This is a genomic window from Nocardiopsis lambiniae, assembly GCF_031845465.1.
Classification (GTDB): Bacteria; Actinomycetota; Actinomycetes; order Streptosporangiales; family Streptosporangiaceae; genus Nocardiopsis; species Nocardiopsis lambiniae.
In genome coordinates this window covers 70,072-89,976 of the sequence record NZ_JAVREP010000021.1, presented here as the reverse complement: position 1 = coordinate 89,976, position 19,905 = coordinate 70,072, and the positions used below count along the sequence as shown (strand labels likewise).

Here is a 19,905-nt window from a genome sequence, read left to right as displayed (position 1 = left end):
GCGCAAGGTGGTCGGTTCTTGCGCTGTGATGGCTGAACAGCTGCGTTTCCTGATCGGTATGGCCGCTCACTACAAGGTGACGGTCCTTGCCCTGCCAGATGAGGCAGGAGCCCACCCAGCGATCGATGGCGCCTTCACCTTGTACGATTTCCCAAGGCCGGAGCCAGGGATCGTTTCCATCACGACCGGCGTGGAGACCCTCTACATCGAGGATGGCGACTACTTCGACCAGCACGCTCTGATCTTTGATTCCCTCCAGAACCTGGCCTTGGATCCTCAAGGGTCGCTTGACCTCATTGGTTCCATCGCCGCCGAGCACGACAAGCGAGTCTGATCATGTTGCTGGAGTTCCGTAAGTCCTCCTACTCCTCAGGACATGAGAACTGTGTGGAGGTCGCCGACCTCCCCACCGGTGCCGCCATCCGCGACTCCAAGCACCCCGAGTCGGGTTTCCTCCCGCTCGGGGCCGCCGAGTGGACCGCCTTCGCCCGCCTCGTGGCCGCCGAGGCCCCCTGAACGTCGGTCTCCGGAAGACGACATCCCGGGTTTCCCCAGGCCGTTGACGTGATCCCCGCGCATGCAGGGCCGGCCCCCGCTCACCTCACGGTGGGCGGGGGCGCGTGATCCGGCGTGTCACGGGGCGGCGGGGAGTTCCGCGAGGCGTTTGTGCAGGAGGGCGCGGTCGTCGTCGGACAGGCGCACACCCACACGTTCCAGCCAGGGGTCCAGGTCGACGGGGGTCAGCGCCTCGTGCCGGGTGGGGGAGTCCGGGGCGCGGAGGGTCACCGACGCGTGGGTGAGGCTCGCGTGGCTCCCGTCCGGCAGGAAGCCCGTCACCACCAGCATCCTCTGGAACACCGAGTCCGGGTGCGTCGCCACGAAGTGGTTTCCCGCGACCAGGTCCACCGGGTGCACATCGGACTCGTGGGTCACGTGCAGCGGGTCCCAGGAACCGCCGCGCAGCTTGCGCAGCTCCCACCCCCGTGACCTCCCCCGGGGTACCCGGGCGATCCCGAAGGTCATCCCGCCCCCGGTGCTCCGAGCCCCGTCCCTCAGCTCGACCGGCCGTCGCATGCCCGACCCGAACCCCGGGTCGGCCAGCAGCCGCCGGCCGTCGAGCACCACCTCGACCAGCAGGTGCGTCCGGGCGTTCTCCCCCGCCGGGCCGACCGTGCCCAGGCGCCGGTGAGCCTCGTAGCCCAGCCGCTCCAGCGCCGCGGCGAACAGCACCCCGTGTTCGAAGCAGTAGCCGCCCCGGCCCCCGCCCAGGAACTTCTCCTGCACTCCCGGCAGGTCGACCGCCGGGGGTCTGCCCAGGAACGCGTCGACGGTCTCGAAGGGGAACGTCCTGATGTGCGCCTCGTACAGTCGCTCCAGGTACCCCTCGTCCGGTCGCTGCTCCGGTACCCCCACCCGGTCCAGGTAGGCCGCCAGGTCCAGGGCCTCGACGCCCCAGGGTTCGTGCGCGATGCTCACGATGGATCTCCTCTCGTCCACCGTTGCAGCGCGGCTCCGCCGTCGCGCGTTCCCGAAAGACCATCAAAGGTTCCATGCCGGAATATTTCAGACGGTCCCGATCCGGGCCGGGTCCCGGGACCGCTCGTGCTCCCCACCGGCCCCCGTTCCGGGCCGCGCCGCGCGCACGGACCCCGTGGCCGGTCCCGGACGGGGGTTTTCCACCGGAAACGCCCGTGCGGCACAATGGTGGGGTCCGACTGCCGTGCATCACCCGAGGAGTTCGCCATCAGCCGCCTGGTGCTATGGAACATCGACCTCACGCTCCTCGACGTCGGCCGGGTCATGCGGGCCGCCTACGCCGAGGCCTTCGAGAAGGTCACCGGTGAGCCGCTGGTCTACCTGACCTCGACCGCCGGTCGTACCGACTCCGAGATGTTCTTCGAGTTCTGCGCCCGCAACTACGTCGACATCGAGCCCGACGTCGACACCCTCTCCCAGTTCCTCTCCGGCCTGGAGACCGCCTTCGAGGCCCGCGTCGGGGAACTGGCCGCCAAGGGCAGGGTGATGCCCGGGGCCGCCGCCTCGCTGGCGGCCGTGGCGGCCATGCCCGACACCCTCCAGACCGTGGTCAGCGGTAGCCCTCGCGAGGTGGCCACCGCCAAACTGGTGGCGTTCGGTCTGGACGCCTATGTGAACCTCGGGGTCGGCGGGTACGGTTCGGTCAACTACCCGAAGTCCACCCTCATCCAGTCGATCCGCCTCCACGCGGCGGAGCGGATGTTCGCCGACTCCGAGACGGTGCTGTTCACCGACAACGTTCCGGACGTGCGGGCCGCCCTCATTGGCGGGGCCGTGCCCGTCGGGGTCCTCAACGGCCCCACGACGGAGGGACAGCTGCGCGAGGCGGGCGCGCGGCTCATCCTGCCCGACCTCACGGACCCCCGCGCGGTGATGTCCGCCGTCCACCAGGCCACGACCGATTCGACAACGGCTCGATAACGACGCTCACGCTCCCGACCGGGTCGAGGTGATCCTCCTGTACATCGCCACCGACTGTCGCAATCCGTTTCTAACAGTCCGTAACCATCGGTTAACGGTGTTGCTCCTGTCCTCTCACAGGAAAACCAGTAGCCTGTGTTCTTGGACGAGGCAGTGACAATGGGGTCTGAAGCCTCCTTCTTCCAGCCTGTGCGCACAGGCACACCACCACGACACGGACTCCCGGGCCTCTCGCGGCCCGGCGGTCTCACGAAAAATCACACATCAGCTCAGGGATTCACAGGGCACATGACCGGGTGATCCCACAGCGCTCGTGCGAAGTTGCTCACAAAGGAGTGAGATAGACACATGTCCGGGCAATCCGACGGCACCTTCCAGAAGCTGCTCGCCGAGGCGGCGATCAAGTGGTCCCCAGGCGCGCGGCTCAGCGCCGAGGAGGCCGACGCCGTCCGTCGATTCCTCCCCCTCTACTACCGGCACACCGACCCGGAGGAGATCGGCGGACGCACCCCCGAACAGGTCTGCGGTGCCGCCGAGGCGCACCGCGCCTTCGGTTCCCAACGCCGGCCGGGCCGCGCCAAGGTCCGCGTGTACACCCCTTCCGTCGACCGCGACGGCTGGGAACTCCAGACCAGCGTCGTGGAGACCGTCACCGAGAACGCGCCGTTCCTGGTCTCGTCGGTGACGATGGCGCTGCGCGACCTCAACGCGGGTGTCCGCCTGATCATCCACCCCCAGATGACCGTCGGCCGCGACCTGGAGGGGAACCTCCGCGAGGTCGACCCGGAGATCGGCGGCGACGGCCTGCTGCCCATCGACGAGTCCTGGATGCACATCGAGATCGACCGGCAGACCGACCCCGAACGGATCAAGGAGATCACCGACCGGGTCGAGTCCGTCCTCAACGACGTCCGCTACGTGGACGAGGACGCCGCCAAGATGGGCGACCGCGCCATCCGGATCGCCGACGAACTCGCCGCCTACCCCGACCGTCTCGTCGCCGGCGGTGTCGACGCCCGCGAGATCGGCGAGAGCGTCGACTTCCTGCGCTGGGTCGCCGGCCGCCACTTCACCTTCATGGGCTACCGCGAGTACTCCCTGGTCACCGACGAGAACGGTGACGACGCCCTGCGCCCCGAGCCCGGCACCGGCCTCGGCGTCCTGCGCATGGACTCCCCGGCCTCCACCAGCTTCGCCGTCCTGCCCCCGGAGATCCGCGGCAAGGCCCGCGAGCCCTACATCCTGGTGCTCACCAAGGCCAACTCCCACTCCACCGTGCACCGCCCCAAGTACCTGGACTACATCGGCGTCAAGAAGTTCGACGCCCAGGGCAACATCATCGGCGAGCGCCGCTTCCTCGGGCTGTTCACCCCCCAGGCCAACACCACGGGCATCGCCCAGATCCCCATCCTGCGCCGCAAGCAGGCCGAGGTCCTGGCCTTCGCCGGGTTCGAGGCCGACAGCTACGACGGCCGCGACCTCGTCGAACTCCTGGAGACCTTCCCCCGGGAGGAGCTCCTCCAGATCCCCGTGGGCGAGCTCTACGGCATCGTCCGCGGCGTGATGCGCCTGCGCGACCGCCGCGGCACCAAGCTGTTCATGCGCCGCGACCCCTACGGCGGCCGGTACATGTCCTGCTTCGTGTACATGCCGCGCGACGAGTACAGCACCCGCGTGCGCCTGGAGATCCAGAAGGTCCTCGCCGACGCCTTCCAGGGCGCGACCATGGACCACAACGTCATGATCGGCGCCGCCCCGCTCGCCCGTCTCTACCTGGTGGCGCGCGCCCGCCACGGCGAGACCCTGGCCGACATCGACCAGATCGCCCTGGAGGAGAAGGTCCGCAGGGCGGCCCGCTCCTGGGACTCCGACTTCGACGACGCACTCACCGACGCCTTCGGACCCGACAAGGCCACCGAGTACAAGGACCGGTACGGCTCCGGCCTCACCGAGGCCTACAAGGTCGACAACCAGCCCGAGGTCGCCGCCGCCGACATCGGCGCCCTGGAGTCCCTGCTGGGCCGCACCGATCCCGGCGAACGCCACGGCGCCTTCTCCGCGAACCTGTACCGGCGCCCCGAGGGCGACTGGCGGTTCCGCGTCTACCGCGTCGGCGAGCCCATCTTCCTGTCCCGGGTCCTGCCGGTCCTGGAGCACCTGGGCGTCGAGGTCATCGACGAGTGGCCCTACGACATCACCGTGCAGGACGTCGGCCGGGTGTGGATCTACGACTTCGGCCTGGGTCCCGTTCCCACCTCCGAACTGCCCGACGACCGCCTCAAGGAGTTGTTCGAGGAGGCCTTCGACGCCTCCTGGCAGGGTCTGGGCGAGTCCGACCGCTTCAACGCCCTGGTGGTCCGCGCGGGCCTCGACTGGCGACAGCTCACCGTCCTGCGCGCCTACGCCAAGTACCTGCGCCAGACCGGCTCCACCTTCAGCCCCGACTACCTGGCCGACGTCCTCGTCGGCAACGTCGGGATCGCCGCGATGCTCATCGACCTGTTCCAGACCCGGTTCGATCCCGACCGGTCCGACGAGGACCGCGCGGAGCGCGCCCGGACCATCGTCGACAAGATCGAGGGCGAACTGGAGTCGGTGGCCAGCCTGGACCACGACCGCATCCTGCGGTCGTTCCTCGCCGCGATCAACGCGACCCTGCGCACCAACCACTACCAGGGCCACCCCTACCTGGTCCTCAAGCTCGACCCGCAGAAGATCCCGGACCTGCCGCAGCCGCGTCCGAGGTTCGAGATGTACGTCTACTCGCCGCGTGTCGAGGGCGTCCACCTGCGCTTCGGTCCGGTCGCCCGCGGCGGTCTGCGCTGGTCGGACCGGTTCGAGGACTTCCGCACGGAGATCCTCGGCCTGGTCAAGGCCCAGATGGTGAAGAACTCGGTGATCGTCCCCAGCGGCGCCAAGGGCGGGTTCGTCTGCAAGCGCCTGCCCGAGGGCGGCACCCGCGAACAGGTCATGGCCGAGGTCGTCTCCTGCTACAAGGACTTCATCAGCGGTCTGCTCGACGTCACCGACAACCTGGTCGAGGGGCGCATCGTCCACCCCGAGCGCACCGTCCTGCACGACGGTGACGACTCCTACCTGGTGGTGGCCGCCGACAAGGGCACCGCGACGTTCTCCGACATCGCCAACGCGATCTCCAAGGAACGCGGTTTCTGGCTCGGCGACGCCTTCGCCTCCGGCGGTTCGGTCGGCTACGACCACAAGGCCATGGGGATCACCGCCCGCGGCGCCTGGGAGTCGGTCAGGTACCACTTCCGCGAGATGGGCGTCGACGTCCAGAGCGAACCCTTCACCGTCATCGGCGTCGGTGACATGTCCGGTGACGTCTTCGGCAACGGCATGCTGCTCTCGCAGCGGATCAGGCTGATCGCCGCGTTCGACCACCGGCACGTCTTCCTGGACCCGGACCCCGACCCGCACACCTCCTGGGTGGAGCGCAGGCGATTGTTCGAGCTCCCGCGCAGCACCTGGGAGGACTACGACCCGGCGCTGATCTCCGAGGGCGGCGGCGTCCACTCGCGCAGCGCCAAGTCGGTGCCGATCACCCCTCAGGTCCGGTCCGTCCTGGGCATCGAGGAGGAGATCACCGCTCTGACCCCGGACGAGCTCATCCGCCGGGTCCTCACCTCACCGGCCGACCTGCTGTGGAACGGCGGCATCGGCACCTACGTCAAGGCCTCGTCCCAGACGCACGCCGAGGTCGGGGACAAGGCCAACGACCAGGTCCGCGTCGACGCCACCGAGTTGCGCGTCAAGGTCGTGGGCGAGGGCGGCAACCTGGGTCTCACCCAGCCCGCCCGCATCGAGTTCGCCCGTGAGGGCGGTCGGGTCAACACCGACTCCATCGACAACTCGGCCGGCGTGGACACCTCCGACCACGAGGTGAACATCAAGATCATGCTCGACCGCGAGGTGCGCGACGGCTCCCTCGGCGCCGCCGAGCGCGACGATCTGTTCATCGGCATGACCGACGAGGTCGCCGAACTGGTCCTCGACAACAACTACGCGCAGAACACGGTGCTGGGCGTCGCCCGCAAGCAGGCCCACCAGATGCTGCACGTCCACGGTCGCTACATGCGCCACCTGGAGCGCACCAAGGTCTTCAAGCGCAAGCTGGAGGACCTGCCCTCCGACAAGGCGATCGCGGAACGCCGGGCCGCCGGCCGGGGGCTGACCGGCCCCGAGTTCGCGACGCTGCTGTCCTACACCAAGATCAGCCTCAAGGAGCAGATCGGCCTGTCCGACCTGGCCGACGACCCCTACCTGGCCGACACCCTGGTCGGGTACTTCCCGACACCGCTGCGCACCGAGCGGTTCGCCGAGGCGGTGGCCACCCACCCGCTGCGTCGGGAGATCATCGTCAACCAGGTCGTCAACCAGATGGTCAACCGCTCCGGGCTGACCTTCGCGTTCCGTCTCAACGAGGAACTGGGATCCAGCGCGGCCGACATCGCCCGCGCCTACCTGGTCGCGCAGGAGGTGCTGCGCCTCCAGGAGTTCTGGAGCCGGGTGGAGGAACCGGACCACGGCATCTCGGTGGACATCCGGCTCACCCTGCTGCTGGAGACCCGCAAGCTCGCCGAGCGCTCCGCCCGGTGGCTGCTGCGCAACCGCACCTTCCCGTTCGACATCCGCAGCGAGATCGGGTTCTTCGGCGAGGGCGTCGGCGAGGTCCTGGGCCGGCTCGTGGACCTGCTGCGCGGACGCGACCGCGAGGCCTTCGTCGAGCGGCGCGACCGCTACACCGCCCAGGGCGTGCCCGCCGAACTCGCCGAGCGGGTCGCGGCCATGGTCCCCGCCTACTCCACCCTGGACCTGGTGGAGATCGCGCACCGCACCGGACGTCCGGTCGAGCGGGTCGCCGAGCTGTACTTCGAGCTGGCCGACCGGCTCAACATCAGCTGGTGGCGTGAGCGGATCATCGATCTTCCGCGCGATGACCGGTGGGGCACGATGGCGCGCGGCGCGCTGCGCGACGACCTGTACGAGGCGCACGCCGACGTCACCGCCCGGGTGCTGGAGTCCGGTGCGCCGGACGACTCCATCGATGAACTGGTGGGCGCCTGGTTCGACCAGAACCGGCAGACGATCCAGCAGGCCGGGATCACCCTGTCGGAGATCCAGGAGAACGAGCGCTTCGACCTGGCCACCCTGTCGGTGGCACTGCGCTCCTTCCGCCTGTTGGTCGAGTGACCCCGTCCCTTCGGGCCTTCGCTCCGGTTCCCGCGGAGTGAGGGGACGACCGGGGCCGCTCCTTCGAGCGGCCCCGGTCGCCGTTTCCGATGACGGGTGGTCCGGGGCGGGGGCCTACACTGGGGTCCGTGGCAGAACTGGACCCAGCAGAGAAGATCAAGGACCTCGCGGCGACCCTGGCGAGTGTCTCCGCCGTGTTGGACCTGGAGGAGATGCGCACCCGGATCGCCGAGCTGCGCGAGCAGTCCGCCGACCCCGAGCTGTGGGCCGACCAGGGCAACGCGCAGAAGGTGACGCGTGAGCTCTCCAGCCTGGAGTCCATGGTCGACAAGATCGGGGGCATCGGGCAGCGGCTCGACGACCTCGGTGTGCTCTACGAACTGGCCGAGGGCGAGGACGACGCCGACACCAAGGCCGAGGCCGACCGCGAGCTCGAACAGCTCCGCAAGGAGATCGGCGAGCTGGAGGTGCGCACCCTCCTCAACGGTCCGCACGACGAGCGCGAGGCCATCGTCACCATCAACTCCCAGGCGGGCGGCGTGGACGCCGCGGACTGGGCGCAGATGCTCCAGCGGATGTACCTGCGCTGGGCCGAGCGCCACGGCTACCCCACGGAGATCTACGAGACCTCCTACGCGGAGGAGGCGGGCATCAAGTCCACCTCGTTCGCGGTCAAGTCGCCGTTCGCCTACGGCACCCTGCGCGGCGAGCACGGCACTCACCGCCTGGTGCGGATCTCCCCGTTCGACAACCAGAACCGGCGTCAGACCTCCTTCGCCGGTGTGGACGTCGTCCCGATGGTGGAGCAGAGCGACCACATCGACATCGACGAGACCGAGCTGCGCATCGACGTGTACCGGTCGTCCGGTCCCGGTGGTCAGGGCGTCAACACCACCGACTCGGCGGTGCGCATCACCCACCTGCCCACCAACATCGTGGTGTCCTGCCAGAACGAGCGGTCCCAGCTCCAGAACAAGGCGACCGCGATGTCGATGCTCCAGGCCAAGCTGCTGGCGCGCAAGCGCGAGGAGGAGCGGGCGGCGCTCGACGAGATCCGCGGCGACTCCGTGAGCAGTTGGGGCACCCAGATGCGCAACTACGTGTTGCAGCCCTACCAGAGCGTCAAGGACGTGCGCACCGGTATGGAGACCGGTAACACGACGGCGGTCCTGGACGGCGAGATCGACGAGTTCATCGACGCGGAGATCCGCTGGATGCGCAGCCGCGAGCGCGCCGAGGACGCCTGAGTCACGACGTGGACATCGGCCGGGGCACGGCCGCGCGAATCGGGGACCTTCTCCCTGTAATGCGTGGGCCCCGGCCGTTCCGCTCTCTCATCGGGGGCGGCGGAGCGTCGGGAGAATGAGGACCTTCTCCCTGTAATGTCCGGGTCGCCTCCGCGTCGGCCTGCGGCGGGTGCACTCTGGGTGCCGACACGGACGCCGCAGGTGAGTGGCGTGGGGGAGAATGTCGTGGTTGTATCCCAAAGGTGATGCTCACGACTCCGTGGTTTTACCGAAACGGCTATATGTGAACGTTATCATCGGTTGACACCTCCGATATGCTCGTGGCTGTTGTCCGATAGTGCACGGAATCTTCGGGTGCGACGCGGCCTGGACCATCCGGGCCCCGGCCCCCTCTACACTGTCGGTTGGCCATGCGGCCGGTACGATCCCCGCGCGGAGTCCTCTCCGCCGCGGGTACCCATACCTTCGAGAACCTTGTGATGCGCCTGTGATCCACTTCGATAACGTCACCAAGGTCTATCCGACCCAGAAGCGCCCCGCGCTCGACGGCGTTTCCATTGACGTAGACAAGGGCGAGTTCGTCTTCCTGGTCGGTCCTTCCGGCTCCGGCAAGTCGACCTTCCTCCGCTTGGTCCTCAAGGAGGAGAAGCCCGACAAGGGCCGTGTGCACGTGGCCGGCAAGGACCTCGCGCGCCTGTCCAACTGGAAGGTCCCGCACCTGCGCCGCCGCATCGGCTGCGTCTTCCAGGACTTCCGGCTGCTGCCGAACAAGAACGTCTTCGAGAACGTCGCGTTCGCCCTGGAGGTCATCGGCAAGCCGCGCAGGTTCATCCGCAAGGTCGTTCCCGAGGTCGTCGAGCTGGTCGGCCTGGAGGGCAAGGCCGGTCGCATGCCGGGCGAGCTCTCCGGTGGTGAGCAGCAGCGCGTGGCCATCGCCCGTGCCTTCGTCAACCGCCCGCAGATCCTGCTGGCCGACGAGCCCACCGGCAACATCGACCCGGCCACCTCCATCGGCATCATGAAGGTCCTGGACCGGATCAACCGCACGGGCACCACCGTCGTCATGGCGACCCACGACGCCGCCATCGTCGACTCGATGCGCAAGCGCGTGATCGAGCTTGAAGAGGGCCTGGTGGTGCGCGACCAGACGCGCGGCGTCTACGGCCAGGCGTACTGACCTCTGGCGCCCGGCGCCGGGCGGCCCACACCGCTGCGGGGACCGGCGCGGCGAACCACCCAAGGATGGACCTTTAACAGATCATGCGAGCACAATTCGTTCTCTCCGAGACGTGGATCGGCCTGCGTCGGAACCTGACGATGACCATCGCGGTCATCACCACGGTGGCCATCTCACTGGCTCTCTTCGGCGCCGGCCTGCTGGTCAACCAGCAGGTCTCCGAGATGCGCAACTACTGGGACGAGCGGATCACGCTCACCATCTACATGTGCAACGAGATCTCGCCGACCGAGACCTGTCAGGACAACGGGCCCGCCACCCAGGAGGACCGGGAGGCGCTTGAGGCCAAGCTGACGGGGATGGAGCAGGTCCAGGACGTCCAGTACCTGACCGCCGCCGAGGCCTGGCAGGACTTCCAGGAGCGACTGGGCTCCTCCAACGAGGCCCTGGCCGCCGCCGCCCAGGAGGGCGACATCCCGGACAACTTCCGGGTGCAGCTCACCAACCCGGAGTACTACAACACCGTCCGGGCCGCCGTCGAGGGTAGCGCCGGCGTCGACTCGATCTCCAACGACCAGCGGGTGCTCGAACAGTTCTTCGATCTCCTCGACGGCCTCAAGTGGGCCGCGCTGCTGGTCGCGGGTGTGCAGTTGGCCGCGGCCGCGCTGCTGATCGGCAACACCATCCGCCTGTCGGCCTACAGCCGCCGCCGCGAGACGGGCATCATGCGTCTGGTCGGTGCCTCGAACTTCTACATCCAGCTGCCGTTCCTCCTCGAAGGCGCCATCGCCGGTCTCGCCGGTGGTCTCATCGCCTCCGGGTTCATCGTGGCCACCCGGTTCACGCTGCTCACCCGTGTGGAGGACTGGTTCCAGTTCGACATCGCCCTGGGCACCGGTTCGCTCATGTACGTCATCGGTGTCTCGATGATCCTCGGTGTGCTCCTGTGCACCGTCACCTCCTTCCTCACCCTGCGCCGGTACCTCAAGGTCTGACGCGGGCCGTCGGGGACGGACACGACCAACCGGGGGGCCACGTGCCCCCCGGACGTATTGAAGGGACGACTCTGTGGCACGGGAAACCGGGCACAAGCTCATCGCGCAGAATCGGCGTGCCCGGCACGACTACCACATCGACGAGACCTACGAGGCGGGGCTCGTCCTCACCGGTACCGAGGTGAAATCGCTCAGAGAGGGGCGGGCCTCCCTCGTCGACGGCTTCGCGCACATCGGGGACGGTGAGGTGTGGCTGGAGAACGTGCACATCCCGGAGTACTCCCAGGGAACCTGGACCAACCACGCGTCCCGGCGATCGCGTAAGCTACTCCTGCATCGCGCGCAGATCTCCCGGCTCATCGGCAAGACCCGGGAGCCCGGGTACACACTGGTCCCGTTGTCCCTGTACTTCAGCGACGGGCGGGTCAAGGTCGAGATCGCTCTGGCGCGCGGTAAGCGCGAGTACGACAAGCGCCAAGACATCGCCGAACGCGAGGCGAAGCGGGATATGGAACGCGCGCTCCGCCGCCGCAACCGATGAGGCGCCCGAAAGGAACACACACGGTGTCCCCCCGTCCCTCAGGCCGCAAGATCACGGCCGCCGGTAGCGCCCTGCTCCTCGCCACCACCCTGGCCGCGTGCACACCCGACCCCAGTCCCGAGGTGGCGGTCAGGTCATTCCTGCTCGCCTGGCAGGACGGGGACCACGCCACGGCCGCCCGCTACACCGACGGTGACCCCGAGGAGGTGGAGCGGTCCCTCGTGGAGATGCGGGAACAGCTCGATCTGGCCTCCCTGCGGTTCGGGCTCGGCCCCATCTCCCGGGACGACAAGGAGAACGCCACCGCCGAGTTCTCGGCCCACGCCGACCTCGGTATCGGCGACCCGACCTGGGACTACACCGGCCGGATGCCGCTGGCGTGGGGCCCGGACGGCTGGCGGATCACCTGGTCCCCCAGCGTCCTGCACCCCGACCTGAGCGACGACGAGCGGCTCGCGGTCAGCTACGAGACCCAGGAGCGCGGTCAGATCCTCGACCGCTCCGGGCAGCCCCTGGTCACCGCGGACCGGGTGACCGCCTTCGGGGTGATACCCGCCGACATGGAGGACAGGGAGACCGGGGTCACCGAACTCGCCGAACTCCTGGATGAGGACCCCGCCCCGCTGCTCAACCGGGTGCGCTCGGCACCGCCGGAACAGTTCCAGCCGCTGGTGCTCATGCGCGACTCCAGCGTGAATCAGGGACTGCTGTCCGACATCCGCCGCATCCCCGGCGCGGACGTGCAGGAGGTGGAGATCAACCTCACCCCGCAGGTCGCCCCGTTCCTGCTGGGCGAGGTCGCCGGCACCGCGGAGCACCGGGTCTCCTCCCGGGTGCCCGGCCCGTACCAGGCGGGCGACACCGTCGGCCTGAGCGGCCTCCAGAACATCTTCCAGCACGAACTGGCGGGATCGGCGACCACGCAGGTCGTCACCCTGGACGCCGACGGTGAGATCACCGGCGTCCTGGAGGCGTGGGAGGGCGACCGCAGCGGGGTCATCGAGACCACCCTGGACGTCGGTGTCCAGCGGGCCGCGGAGAACGCGCTCACCGGGATGCCCGGCAACGGTTACCTGGTGGCGGTCGACACCACCAACGGCGAAATCCTGGCGGCGGCCAACGCCTCCGACGACACCGCCGACGACGGCGCCCTCACCGGTTCCTACAAGCCCGGCGGGACCTTCGGCATGGTGGCCGCCCTGGCCGCACTGGAGAGCGGCGCGGCGACCCCGACGAGCGAGGTGCCCTGTGTGCCGAGCGTCGAGATCGGCGGGCAGACCTTCACCAATCCCAGCGGCGGTTCGCTGAGCTTCGACCCCAACCTCGTCCGCAACATCGCCTTCAGCTGCAACGTCGGCTTCGCCGGCCTGGGCGAGGAGGTGGGCGCCGACGCGCTCGCCGAGAGCGCCCTGCGGCTCGGTATCGGTCAGGACTGGCAACTGGCCGTCCCGGCCTCCGCCGGTGAGATCGAGATCGGTGACGACGAGGTCGAACTCGCCTCCGCCATGATCGGCGAGCACGGGGTACGGGTCAGCCCGTTGTCGATGGCCCTGGCCGCCGCCACCGTCGCGGACGGCACCCCGCACGCGCCGCTGCTGGTGCGCGGGGACACCCCCTCCGCCGGTGAGGGCGGGGCTCCGTCCGAGGCCGACCTACAGATCATCCGTCAGGGTCTGCGCGAGGCCGTCGTCCAGCGGATGCCCGAACTGACCATCGGTGTCGGTGAGGGCGAGGTGTACGGGCAGGCCGTGCGCACCGAGCAGGGGGAGACCGCGCTGCACTGGTTCGTCGGCTACCAGGGGAACGTGGCCTTCGCGGTCCTGGCCGAGGTCGAGCCGGCCCAGACCATGATGGCGCAGTACGGGGTCATGGCCGCGCAGTCCTTCCTCTCCGGCATGGCCCAGGGGCTCCCCGAGGCTCCGGCCGATGCGCCGCTCGAAGAGGCGGACCTCAACGCGGTCGAGGAGACCGGCTGGTAAGCACGGCGTACAGAAAGCCCTCTGGTGGGGTAAAACGGGCGGTCCTCCCGCAACCTTCGGGAGGACCGCCCGCGTCTTCCCGTGTACCTGGCACCGCGACAGGGGGTAGCGGGCCGGTGTGTGAGGCAGGACCTCATCTCGGGGGAGATCCTGCCGGTTTCCAACGGTCGGCCCGACCCTGCCGACCGGCCCCCGCGGGTGAGCGTAGACGACTCTGGAGTCCGCCCCGCGGGGGTTTCTCCCTGTTCGGGAACACATCGCCCCGGACGGGAATTCACGTGGACCCCATCGCGTTGAACCGGTAGAGTGGCGAACACACGAGTGGTCCGCCGCTCGTTGCGGGCGACACCGGTCACGACCGGAGGAGCCTTGACAACTTCACAGGGGGTGATCGGTTTCGACTTCGGTCGGCGTTCCAGGGGAAGCGGGTCGAGGGTTGTGTTTGTGACCTCGTTAATCCTGCATTCACGATAAACACAAGTGCCAATTCCAAGCGCACTGAGTTCGCTCTCGCTGCCTAAGCGATAGCGACTCTGTCGGTCCGGGCTCGTCATCGGCCCGGGGTCCGGCATCAGCCAGATGACTCACCGCTCGGATCAGGCCACGGGGCCCGAGTGGGACATTTTCGTGGCTGGGCCCGTCAGCGATGTGTCTGTACAAGCGCTGGGGCCGAGTAGAGCGATACTACAGACTGCACCCGGAGAAGCTCTGGCCCGTCATCGAAGGACGCGGGTTCGATTCCCGCCACCTCCACTCGACTCGGGGCGACTCTGCTCGGGGGCCTACGGCCGCCTCGCAGAAGTCGCCCTTCGTCATTCCCACCGGGGGGAGACCCCCCGAGCCCCCCGTGGTGACCCCCTGGGGTCGCGGTGGTGGGTATCGGGGCCCTCTGCTGTGTGGGTCGTGACATCGTGGTACGGGCTGTGCCCGTGTGGGGCGATTCTGTTCGGGGGCCTACGGCCGCCTCGCAGAAGTCGCCCTTCGTCATTCCCACCGGGGGGAGACCCCCCGAGCCCCCCGTGGTGACCCCCTGGGGTCGCGGTGGTGGGTATCGGGGCCCTGTGCGGTGCGTGGTGTTGCATCGTGGTACGCGCTGCGCCCGCAGGGGGTGATTCTGTTCGGGGCGATTCTGCTCGGGGGCCTACGGCCGCCTCGCAGAGGTCGCCCTTCGTCATGCCCACCGGGGGGAGACCCCCGAGCCCCCGCATTCGAGGGATCGGAAGCGGTCACCCCCTGTCGTTCGGGGGAGCGGGTGGGTACCCTCGGGAGGCTCTCCGCCCCTCACGATGGGACCCCCGCATGACCGCCGCTCCCTTGGACCGCAACCGCGCCTCCCTCTTGCACAAGGTCCGCTACGCGCTGCGCAACCCCGGAAAAGTGGCGCCCTACCTGCGCCGGTCGGCCCGTGACCTGGGATTGCGTCTGCGCCACCGTGATCACGTCTCCTACTACCGCGCGGTGATGGCCGACGACGCCGCTCGGGACCCCAAGGCGGCGGTGGGCAGTCGCAACGAGGAGCGGTGGCTGGAACTGGGCCGGATGCAGTTCGACTACCTGGTGGGGCACGGGCTGCGACCGGAGCACCGGTTGTTGGAGATCGGCTGCGGCAACCTGCGTGCCGGATGGCGGTTCATCGATCATCTGGACGCGGGCGGCTACTACGGGATCGACATCTCCCCCGACATCCTCATCGCCGCGAAGGAGACGCTCAGCGAGCGGCGACTCCAGGCCAAACTGCCCCATCTGACGTTGGTCCGGGACCTGACCTTCGACTTCCTGCCGGAGGGGCGCTTCGACGTCGTGCACGCCCACAGCGTGTTCTCCCACTCACCGATCGAGGTCATCGACGAGTGCCTGGCCCACGTGGGAAGGGTGCTGGCCCCGGGCGGGTTCTTCGACTTCACCTTCGACCGGACCGAGGGCGCCGAGCACCACGTGCTGCGGGAGGACTTCTACTACCGCACGGAGACGCTCGTCGCCCTGGCCGAGAAGCACGGGCTGAGCGCCCGTTTCATGGCGGACTGGGAGGAACTGCCGCACGGACAGTCCAAGATCCGCGTCACCGTGCCAGAGCGGCGGTGAGGCGCTCCCTGGCGGCGATCATCGCCGGGCCGTACCAGGTGAGGTCGCGGCCCTCGATACAGATCGACGGTGTTCCGGGGAACGCCTCCGGGCCGTCGTCCGGGCCGAACCGGTAGGGCTCGTCGGGCAGGAGCACCAGGTCGGCGTCGATCTCCTCGGGGGGAACCCGAGGGTAGCGCGCGCGGTCCGCGCACACGTTGATCGCGCCCAACCGGGTCAGGACGTCGTCGGCGTAGGTGTCGGCGCCCACGAACATCCACGGATCCCGCCAGATCGGCACCGCCACCCGGAGGCCGATCGCGGGCGCGGGGGCCGCCCAGATCCGTTCGGCCTCGGCGAGCCAGCCCGGGTCGGTGGGTGAGCAGGCCGAGAGCAGACGCCGCAGGGAGGCCAGCGCGCCCGGGACGGTGCGCATGTCGGTCACCCACACGGGGACGCCGGCCGCGCGCAGCTCTCGTACGTGCCGTTCCCGGTTCTCCTCCTTGTTGGCGACGACCAGGTCGGGTGCCAGCTCGATGACCCGCCGCAGGTGCGGGTTCTTGGTGCCGCGCAGCCGTTCCACGGCCGGGTCGGCCGGGCACCAGACGGTGACGCCCACCAGGATCCCGGGGTCGGTGGCGGCCAGCGCCTCGGTCAGCGACGGGACCAGGGACACGACCCGGCGCACCCGGTCCGGGAGGGGGACCGGGTGGCCGAGGTCGTCGACGGGGTTCAGGAGCGCCGTCCCGGGTGATCGGCCGGGCTGCCGGTGCGCCGACGGAACCGCGAGGGGACCGGGGGTCTCCTCTCCGGTCCGCCGTTCCACGAAGGTTCCCGGTGCGACATCAGTGGCCGGCGATCGGGCGCGGGGTGTAGTGACGCTCCAGCTCCGCGACCTCGTCGTCGGTCAGCTCCAGGGACAGGGCGGCGATCGCGTCCTCCAGGTGGTGGGGTCGGGTGTCCCCGACGATCGGCGAGGTGACCACCGGGTTGTGCGCCACCCAGGCCAGGGCGACCCGGGCCCGGGGCACGTCCCGCTCCTTCGCGATCGTCCCGACCGCGTCGACGATCCGGTGGTCCTCGTCGCGGTAGAGGGTGCCGCCGAAGACGTCGCCTCGACTGCGGGCGGTCTCGGTGCCCCATGCGCGCGTGAGCAGACCGCGCGCCAGCGGGCTCCACGGCAGGACGGCGATGCCCTCGTCCGCGCACAGCGGCAGCATCTCCCGCTCCTCTTCGCGGTAGAGCAGGTTGTAGTGGTTCTGCATGCTGACGAACCGGGTCCAGCCGTTCAGCTCGGCGACCTTCAGGGCCTTGGCGAACTGCCAGGCGTACATCGAGGAGGCGCCCACGTAACGGGCCTTGCCCGCCTTGACCACGTCGTGCAGCGCCTCGACCGTCTCCTCGACGGGCGTCCCCGGGTCCCAGCGGTGGATCTGGTAGAGGTCGACGTGGTCGGTGCCCAGGCGGCGCAGGCTGTGGTCGATCTCGGTCATGATCGCCTTGCGCGAGAGACCGCCGCCGTTGGGACCCGGGCGCATGCGCCCGAACACCTTGGTGGCCAGGACGATCTCGTCGCGGTTCGCGTACTCCTTGAGCAGACGGCCGACGATCTCCTCGCTGGTGCCGTCGGAGTACACGTTGGCGGTGTCGAAGAAGTTGATGCCGGCCTCGACGGCCCGACGGACGAACGGGCGTGCGGCCTCCTCGTCGAGGCTCCAGTCGTGGGCGCCCCGGTCGGGCACCCCGTAGCTCATGCAGCCCAGGGTGACGGGGGAGACCTGTAGTCCGGTCCGGCCGAGCGTGACGTGCTCCATGGGGCTGCCCTTCTCATCGGCGTGGCGTCCGTGCCGCACCCTAGACCGCCGATCGGTGCGAGGGAAGGGGCCACCGTCACCCCGGACAGACGCGCCGACCCCGTTCGGTGTCGGCGGGCCGGAGCCGCTCAAGGGCGACCCGTCCGGGTACCGCTCGCGACGGTTCACCCGCGAACAGCGCGTCGTCCACCGGGTGACCGAGGACGAGGCGCGGATCGTTCAGGCGCGGTACCACTACGGGTGACGGTGCCCCCGAACAGGTCGGTCATATGTGGGCGAGTGACGCAAATCGGAATCTACATCGTAAGGGACGTGCCGGGAAGGCCCGGGACCACGGTGGGGCGGTGCCGGCACGGCACCGCCCCACCGTCGACCCTTCAGGCCTCGGTCGCTCCCACCAGCCAGGCGATCTTGTGGGCCGCGACACCGAGGCTGCCGCTACTGCCCAGGTGGACGCCGAAGGAGGCGATGAAGGCGTAGTCGTGTTCCCGGCGTTCACAGATCACGTCCTCGACCGCGAGGGTGGACGCCGGGTTGCTCACCCGCAGACAGGGGCCGTGTTCGTCCACGACGTCCGCGCGGACGTCGTAACGGGACAGCTCATCGGCTAGTTTGTCCAAGTGCTCGCGCTCTTCGGACGACACACGGGCCGACTCTTCCTGTCTGGGTTGGGTCATGGTGGTGATCCTTTCGTGTCGGGCGTGGAGCCCTTCCCGTCATTCTCACCCAGCGTTGAACAACCAGTACGAAACGTTGGGGCGACACGCCGTCAGGTCACCCATGAGCCCCGGTACATCACGTCCGCGACCGTGAGGTCCTCGGACAGCACCACGAGGTCGGCGGGACCGCCGACCTCGATCCGGCCCGCATCGGTCAGCCCCAGCGACGCCGCCGGCACCGACGACGCGGAACGCACCGCCGCCGGGACGTCCACGCCCAGGCCCTCCACCGCGTTGCGCACCGCCTGCGGCAGCACGATCGTGCTGGAGGCGATGGCGCCCGTCTCCACCAGGCGCGCCTCCCCGGAACTCACCCGCACCCGCAGATCGCCCAGCGTGTACTCGCCGTCGCCCAGTCCCGTCGCGGACATCGCGTCGGTGACCAGCGACACCCGTCCCGCGCCCGCCGCCGCGAAGACCAGCCGTGCCGCGCCCGGGTGGACGTGCACGTTGTCCATGATCAGCTCCACGGTCACCCGCTCGTCACCGAGCAGCGCCGCGATCGGACCCGGGTCGCGGTGTCCCAGCGGGCGCATCGCGTTGTAGAGATGGGTGGCCACCGTCGCGCCGGCGTCCACCGCCGCCACCGTCGTCTCGTAGGAGGCGTCGGTGTGCCCGACCGCCGCCACCACGCCGGAGGAGACGGCCGCGCGGATCAGGTCCAGCGCGCCCGGCAGCTCCGGCGCCACCGTGATCATGCGGACGTGTCCCCGGCCCGCCTTCAACCAGGCGTCGAATTCGGAGGTGTCGGGGTCCCGCAGCAGGTCGGGATCGTGCGCGCCGCACCTGGACCGGGCGATGAACGGGCCCTCCAGGTAGATGCCCGCCAGTTCGCCGGTGTCGCACAGCTCGGCCAGCGCCGACACCTGGCGGACCGTGTCCTCCGGGGTCGCGGCCACCAGACCGCCCACCATCGCGGTCACCCCGCGGGCCCGGTTGAACCGGATCGTGGCCAGGGCGCCCTCCGGATCGGCGTCGGGGAAGGCGTGCCCCGCGCCGCCGTGCACGTGGACGTCGACCAGACCCGGGACGACCCAGGCCCCGCCCAGGTCGCGGCCCTCGCCGGTCGCGGGTGGGGAATCCGGCTCCAAGGCGGCGATCCGGCCGTTCTCGATCCGGATCCGGCCCCGGTGAACGCCGTCGGGCGTCACCACCCGCGCGTCGGTGAGCGTGACGGGGTCGTGCACCATGTTCGTGGCTCTCTCTCGCTTCGTCACCCCGTGCGGAGGGTTCGTGTGTCGCACATTACATTTGCGTGACCGGGCCTTCGGGAGACGGGGTGCGCGCCCCCTCTCCGACCCGCACACCCCCTGCGGAGCTGGGAAATCCCGATCCTCGGGACGCCTGTCCGAAGGGTGGACCGTCCGGTCCGGGGCGGAGCGGATCCAAGGCGGGTCGCCGGTACGCATTGACGATAGCGGCCACGTCGCCCCATCATGGAGGCATGTCCGCCGGTGAGCTGCTTGTCCAGCGCCTGCACGTCGACCTCAGACAGCAGGCGAGCGCGCTCTGTCGTAGCTGCGCCTAGCGGGGCCAGCGCCCCGCGCCACGGGTGTACCCCGTGCCCCGCCCTTCGCAGACACCGGACGCTCATCTTCTCCCAGTTCTGGGTCCCGGACCGTATCCCGGTCCGAGGAGCAGCCTTGCCAGACCCGACACGTCACGTCCCGGACGACGAGGTCCGCGCACCGTGTCGGTAAGAGG

Annotated in this window: 16 protein-coding genes and 1 other RNA gene; 12 read left to right on the top strand and 5 right to left on the bottom strand. The window is 69.3% G+C overall.

Annotated elements, in window-relative coordinates:
- Together RM479_RS23205 and RM479_RS23200 are read left to right on the top strand one after the other, a co-directional pair.
- Nucleotides 1–334 (top strand): Scr1 family TA system antitoxin-like transcriptional regulator (locus RM479_RS23205; protein ID WP_311513854.1); only part of this gene is annotated, 334 nt, incomplete at its 5' end.
- A 2-nt stretch (nt 335–336) separates the two neighbouring features.
- Nucleotides 337–516 (top strand): DUF397 domain-containing protein, encoded by a 180-nt coding sequence (locus RM479_RS23200; protein WP_311513853.1) that lies wholly within the window; start codon nt 337–339, stop codon nt 514–516.
- Nucleotides 517–633: 117 nt separating this feature from the next.
- Here RM479_RS23200 and RM479_RS23195 read toward each other — a convergent pair whose 3' ends face one another.
- Complete coding sequence (locus tag RM479_RS23195) at nt 634–1,476, bottom strand: arylamine N-acetyltransferase family protein (protein WP_311513852.1); 843 nt, start codon at nt 1,474–1,476, stop codon at nt 634–636.
- 225 nt (nt 1,477–1,701) lie between these two features.
- On the opposite strand from RM479_RS23195, the gene RM479_RS23190 reads away from it, so the two are divergent.
- The 9 genes from RM479_RS23190 to RM479_RS23150 all read left to right on the top strand — a co-directional run bounded on the left by RM479_RS23190 (nt 1,702) and on the right by RM479_RS23150 (nt 15,689).
- Entirely contained in the window at nt 1,702–2,457 is a 756-nt protein-coding gene (locus RM479_RS23190; RefSeq protein ID WP_311513851.1) for an HAD family hydrolase, read from the top strand.
- Between the two features lie 348 nt (nt 2,458–2,805).
- The gene (locus RM479_RS23185) at nt 2,806–7,668 is read left to right on the top strand and encodes an NAD-glutamate dehydrogenase (RefSeq protein WP_311513850.1); all 4,863 of its coding nucleotides are present in this window, start codon (nt 2,806–2,808) and stop codon (nt 7,666–7,668) included.
- 128 nt (nt 7,669–7,796) lie between these two features.
- A complete protein-coding gene (gene prfB / locus RM479_RS23180; RefSeq protein ID WP_311513849.1) occupies nt 7,797–8,915 on the top strand; it encodes a peptide chain release factor 2 in 1,119 nt (372 codons plus the stop codon).
- A gap of 487 nt (nt 8,916–9,402) precedes the next feature.
- Nucleotides 9,403–10,092 (top strand): cell division ATP-binding protein FtsE, encoded by a 690-nt coding sequence (ftsE, locus tag RM479_RS23175; protein WP_017596794.1) that lies wholly within the window; start codon nt 9,403–9,405, stop codon nt 10,090–10,092.
- Between the two features lie 83 nt (nt 10,093–10,175).
- Entirely contained in the window at nt 10,176–11,087 is a 912-nt protein-coding gene (ftsX, locus tag RM479_RS23170) for a permease-like cell division protein FtsX (RefSeq protein WP_274808581.1), read from the top strand.
- 73 nt (nt 11,088–11,160) lie between these two features.
- The gene (gene smpB / locus RM479_RS23165; protein WP_274808580.1) at nt 11,161–11,628 is read left to right on the top strand and encodes an SsrA-binding protein SmpB; all 468 of its coding nucleotides are present in this window, start codon (nt 11,161–11,163) and stop codon (nt 11,626–11,628) included.
- Nucleotides 11,629–11,651: 23 nt separating this feature from the next.
- Nucleotides 11,652–13,607 (top strand): penicillin-binding transpeptidase domain-containing protein, encoded by a 1,956-nt coding sequence (locus RM479_RS23160; RefSeq protein WP_311513848.1) that lies wholly within the window; start codon nt 11,652–11,654, stop codon nt 13,605–13,607.
- 383 nt (nt 13,608–13,990) lie between these two features.
- Nucleotides 13,991–14,363: a transfer-messenger RNA gene (gene ssrA / locus RM479_RS23155) on the top strand.
- Nucleotides 14,364–14,906: 543 nt separating this feature from the next.
- Nucleotides 14,907–15,689 carry a class I SAM-dependent methyltransferase gene (locus RM479_RS23150; RefSeq protein WP_311513847.1) on the top strand — a complete coding sequence of 261 codons (783 nt, stop codon included), beginning with the start codon at nt 14,907–14,909 and terminating at the stop codon, nt 15,687–15,689.
- On the opposite strand, the gene RM479_RS23145 is transcribed toward RM479_RS23150, so the two are convergent.
- Nucleotides 15,667–16,404, bottom strand: coding sequence for a helical backbone metal receptor (locus RM479_RS23145; RefSeq protein ID WP_311513860.1), 738 nt, complete (start codon nt 16,402–16,404; stop codon nt 15,667–15,669). The genes RM479_RS23150 and RM479_RS23145 overlap by 23 nt on opposite strands.
- A 109-nt stretch (nt 16,405–16,513) precedes the next feature.
- Complete coding sequence (locus tag RM479_RS23140; RefSeq protein WP_311513846.1) at nt 16,514–17,482, bottom strand: aldo/keto reductase; 969 nt, start codon at nt 17,480–17,482, stop codon at nt 16,514–16,516.
- Between RM479_RS23140 and RM479_RS23135 the strand changes: the two genes are divergently transcribed.
- The gene (locus RM479_RS23135; protein WP_311513845.1) at nt 17,421–17,726 is read left to right on the top strand and encodes a type II toxin-antitoxin system YoeB family toxin; all 306 of its coding nucleotides are present in this window, start codon (nt 17,421–17,423) and stop codon (nt 17,724–17,726) included. The genes RM479_RS23140 and RM479_RS23135 overlap by 62 nt on opposite strands.
- A gap of 133 nt (nt 17,727–17,859) precedes the next feature.
- On the opposite strand, the gene RM479_RS23130 is transcribed toward RM479_RS23135, so the two are convergent.
- Together RM479_RS23130 and nagA are read right to left on the bottom strand one after the other, a co-directional pair.
- Entirely contained in the window at nt 17,860–18,159 is a 300-nt protein-coding gene (locus RM479_RS23130) for a hypothetical protein (RefSeq protein WP_311513844.1), read from the bottom strand.
- A gap of 92 nt (nt 18,160–18,251) precedes the next feature.
- Nucleotides 18,252–19,391 carry an N-acetylglucosamine-6-phosphate deacetylase gene (gene nagA / locus RM479_RS23125; protein ID WP_311513843.1) on the bottom strand — a complete coding sequence of 380 codons (1,140 nt, stop codon included), beginning with the start codon at nt 19,389–19,391 and terminating at the stop codon, nt 18,252–18,254.
- Nucleotides 19,392–19,905 lie beyond the last annotated feature (514 nt).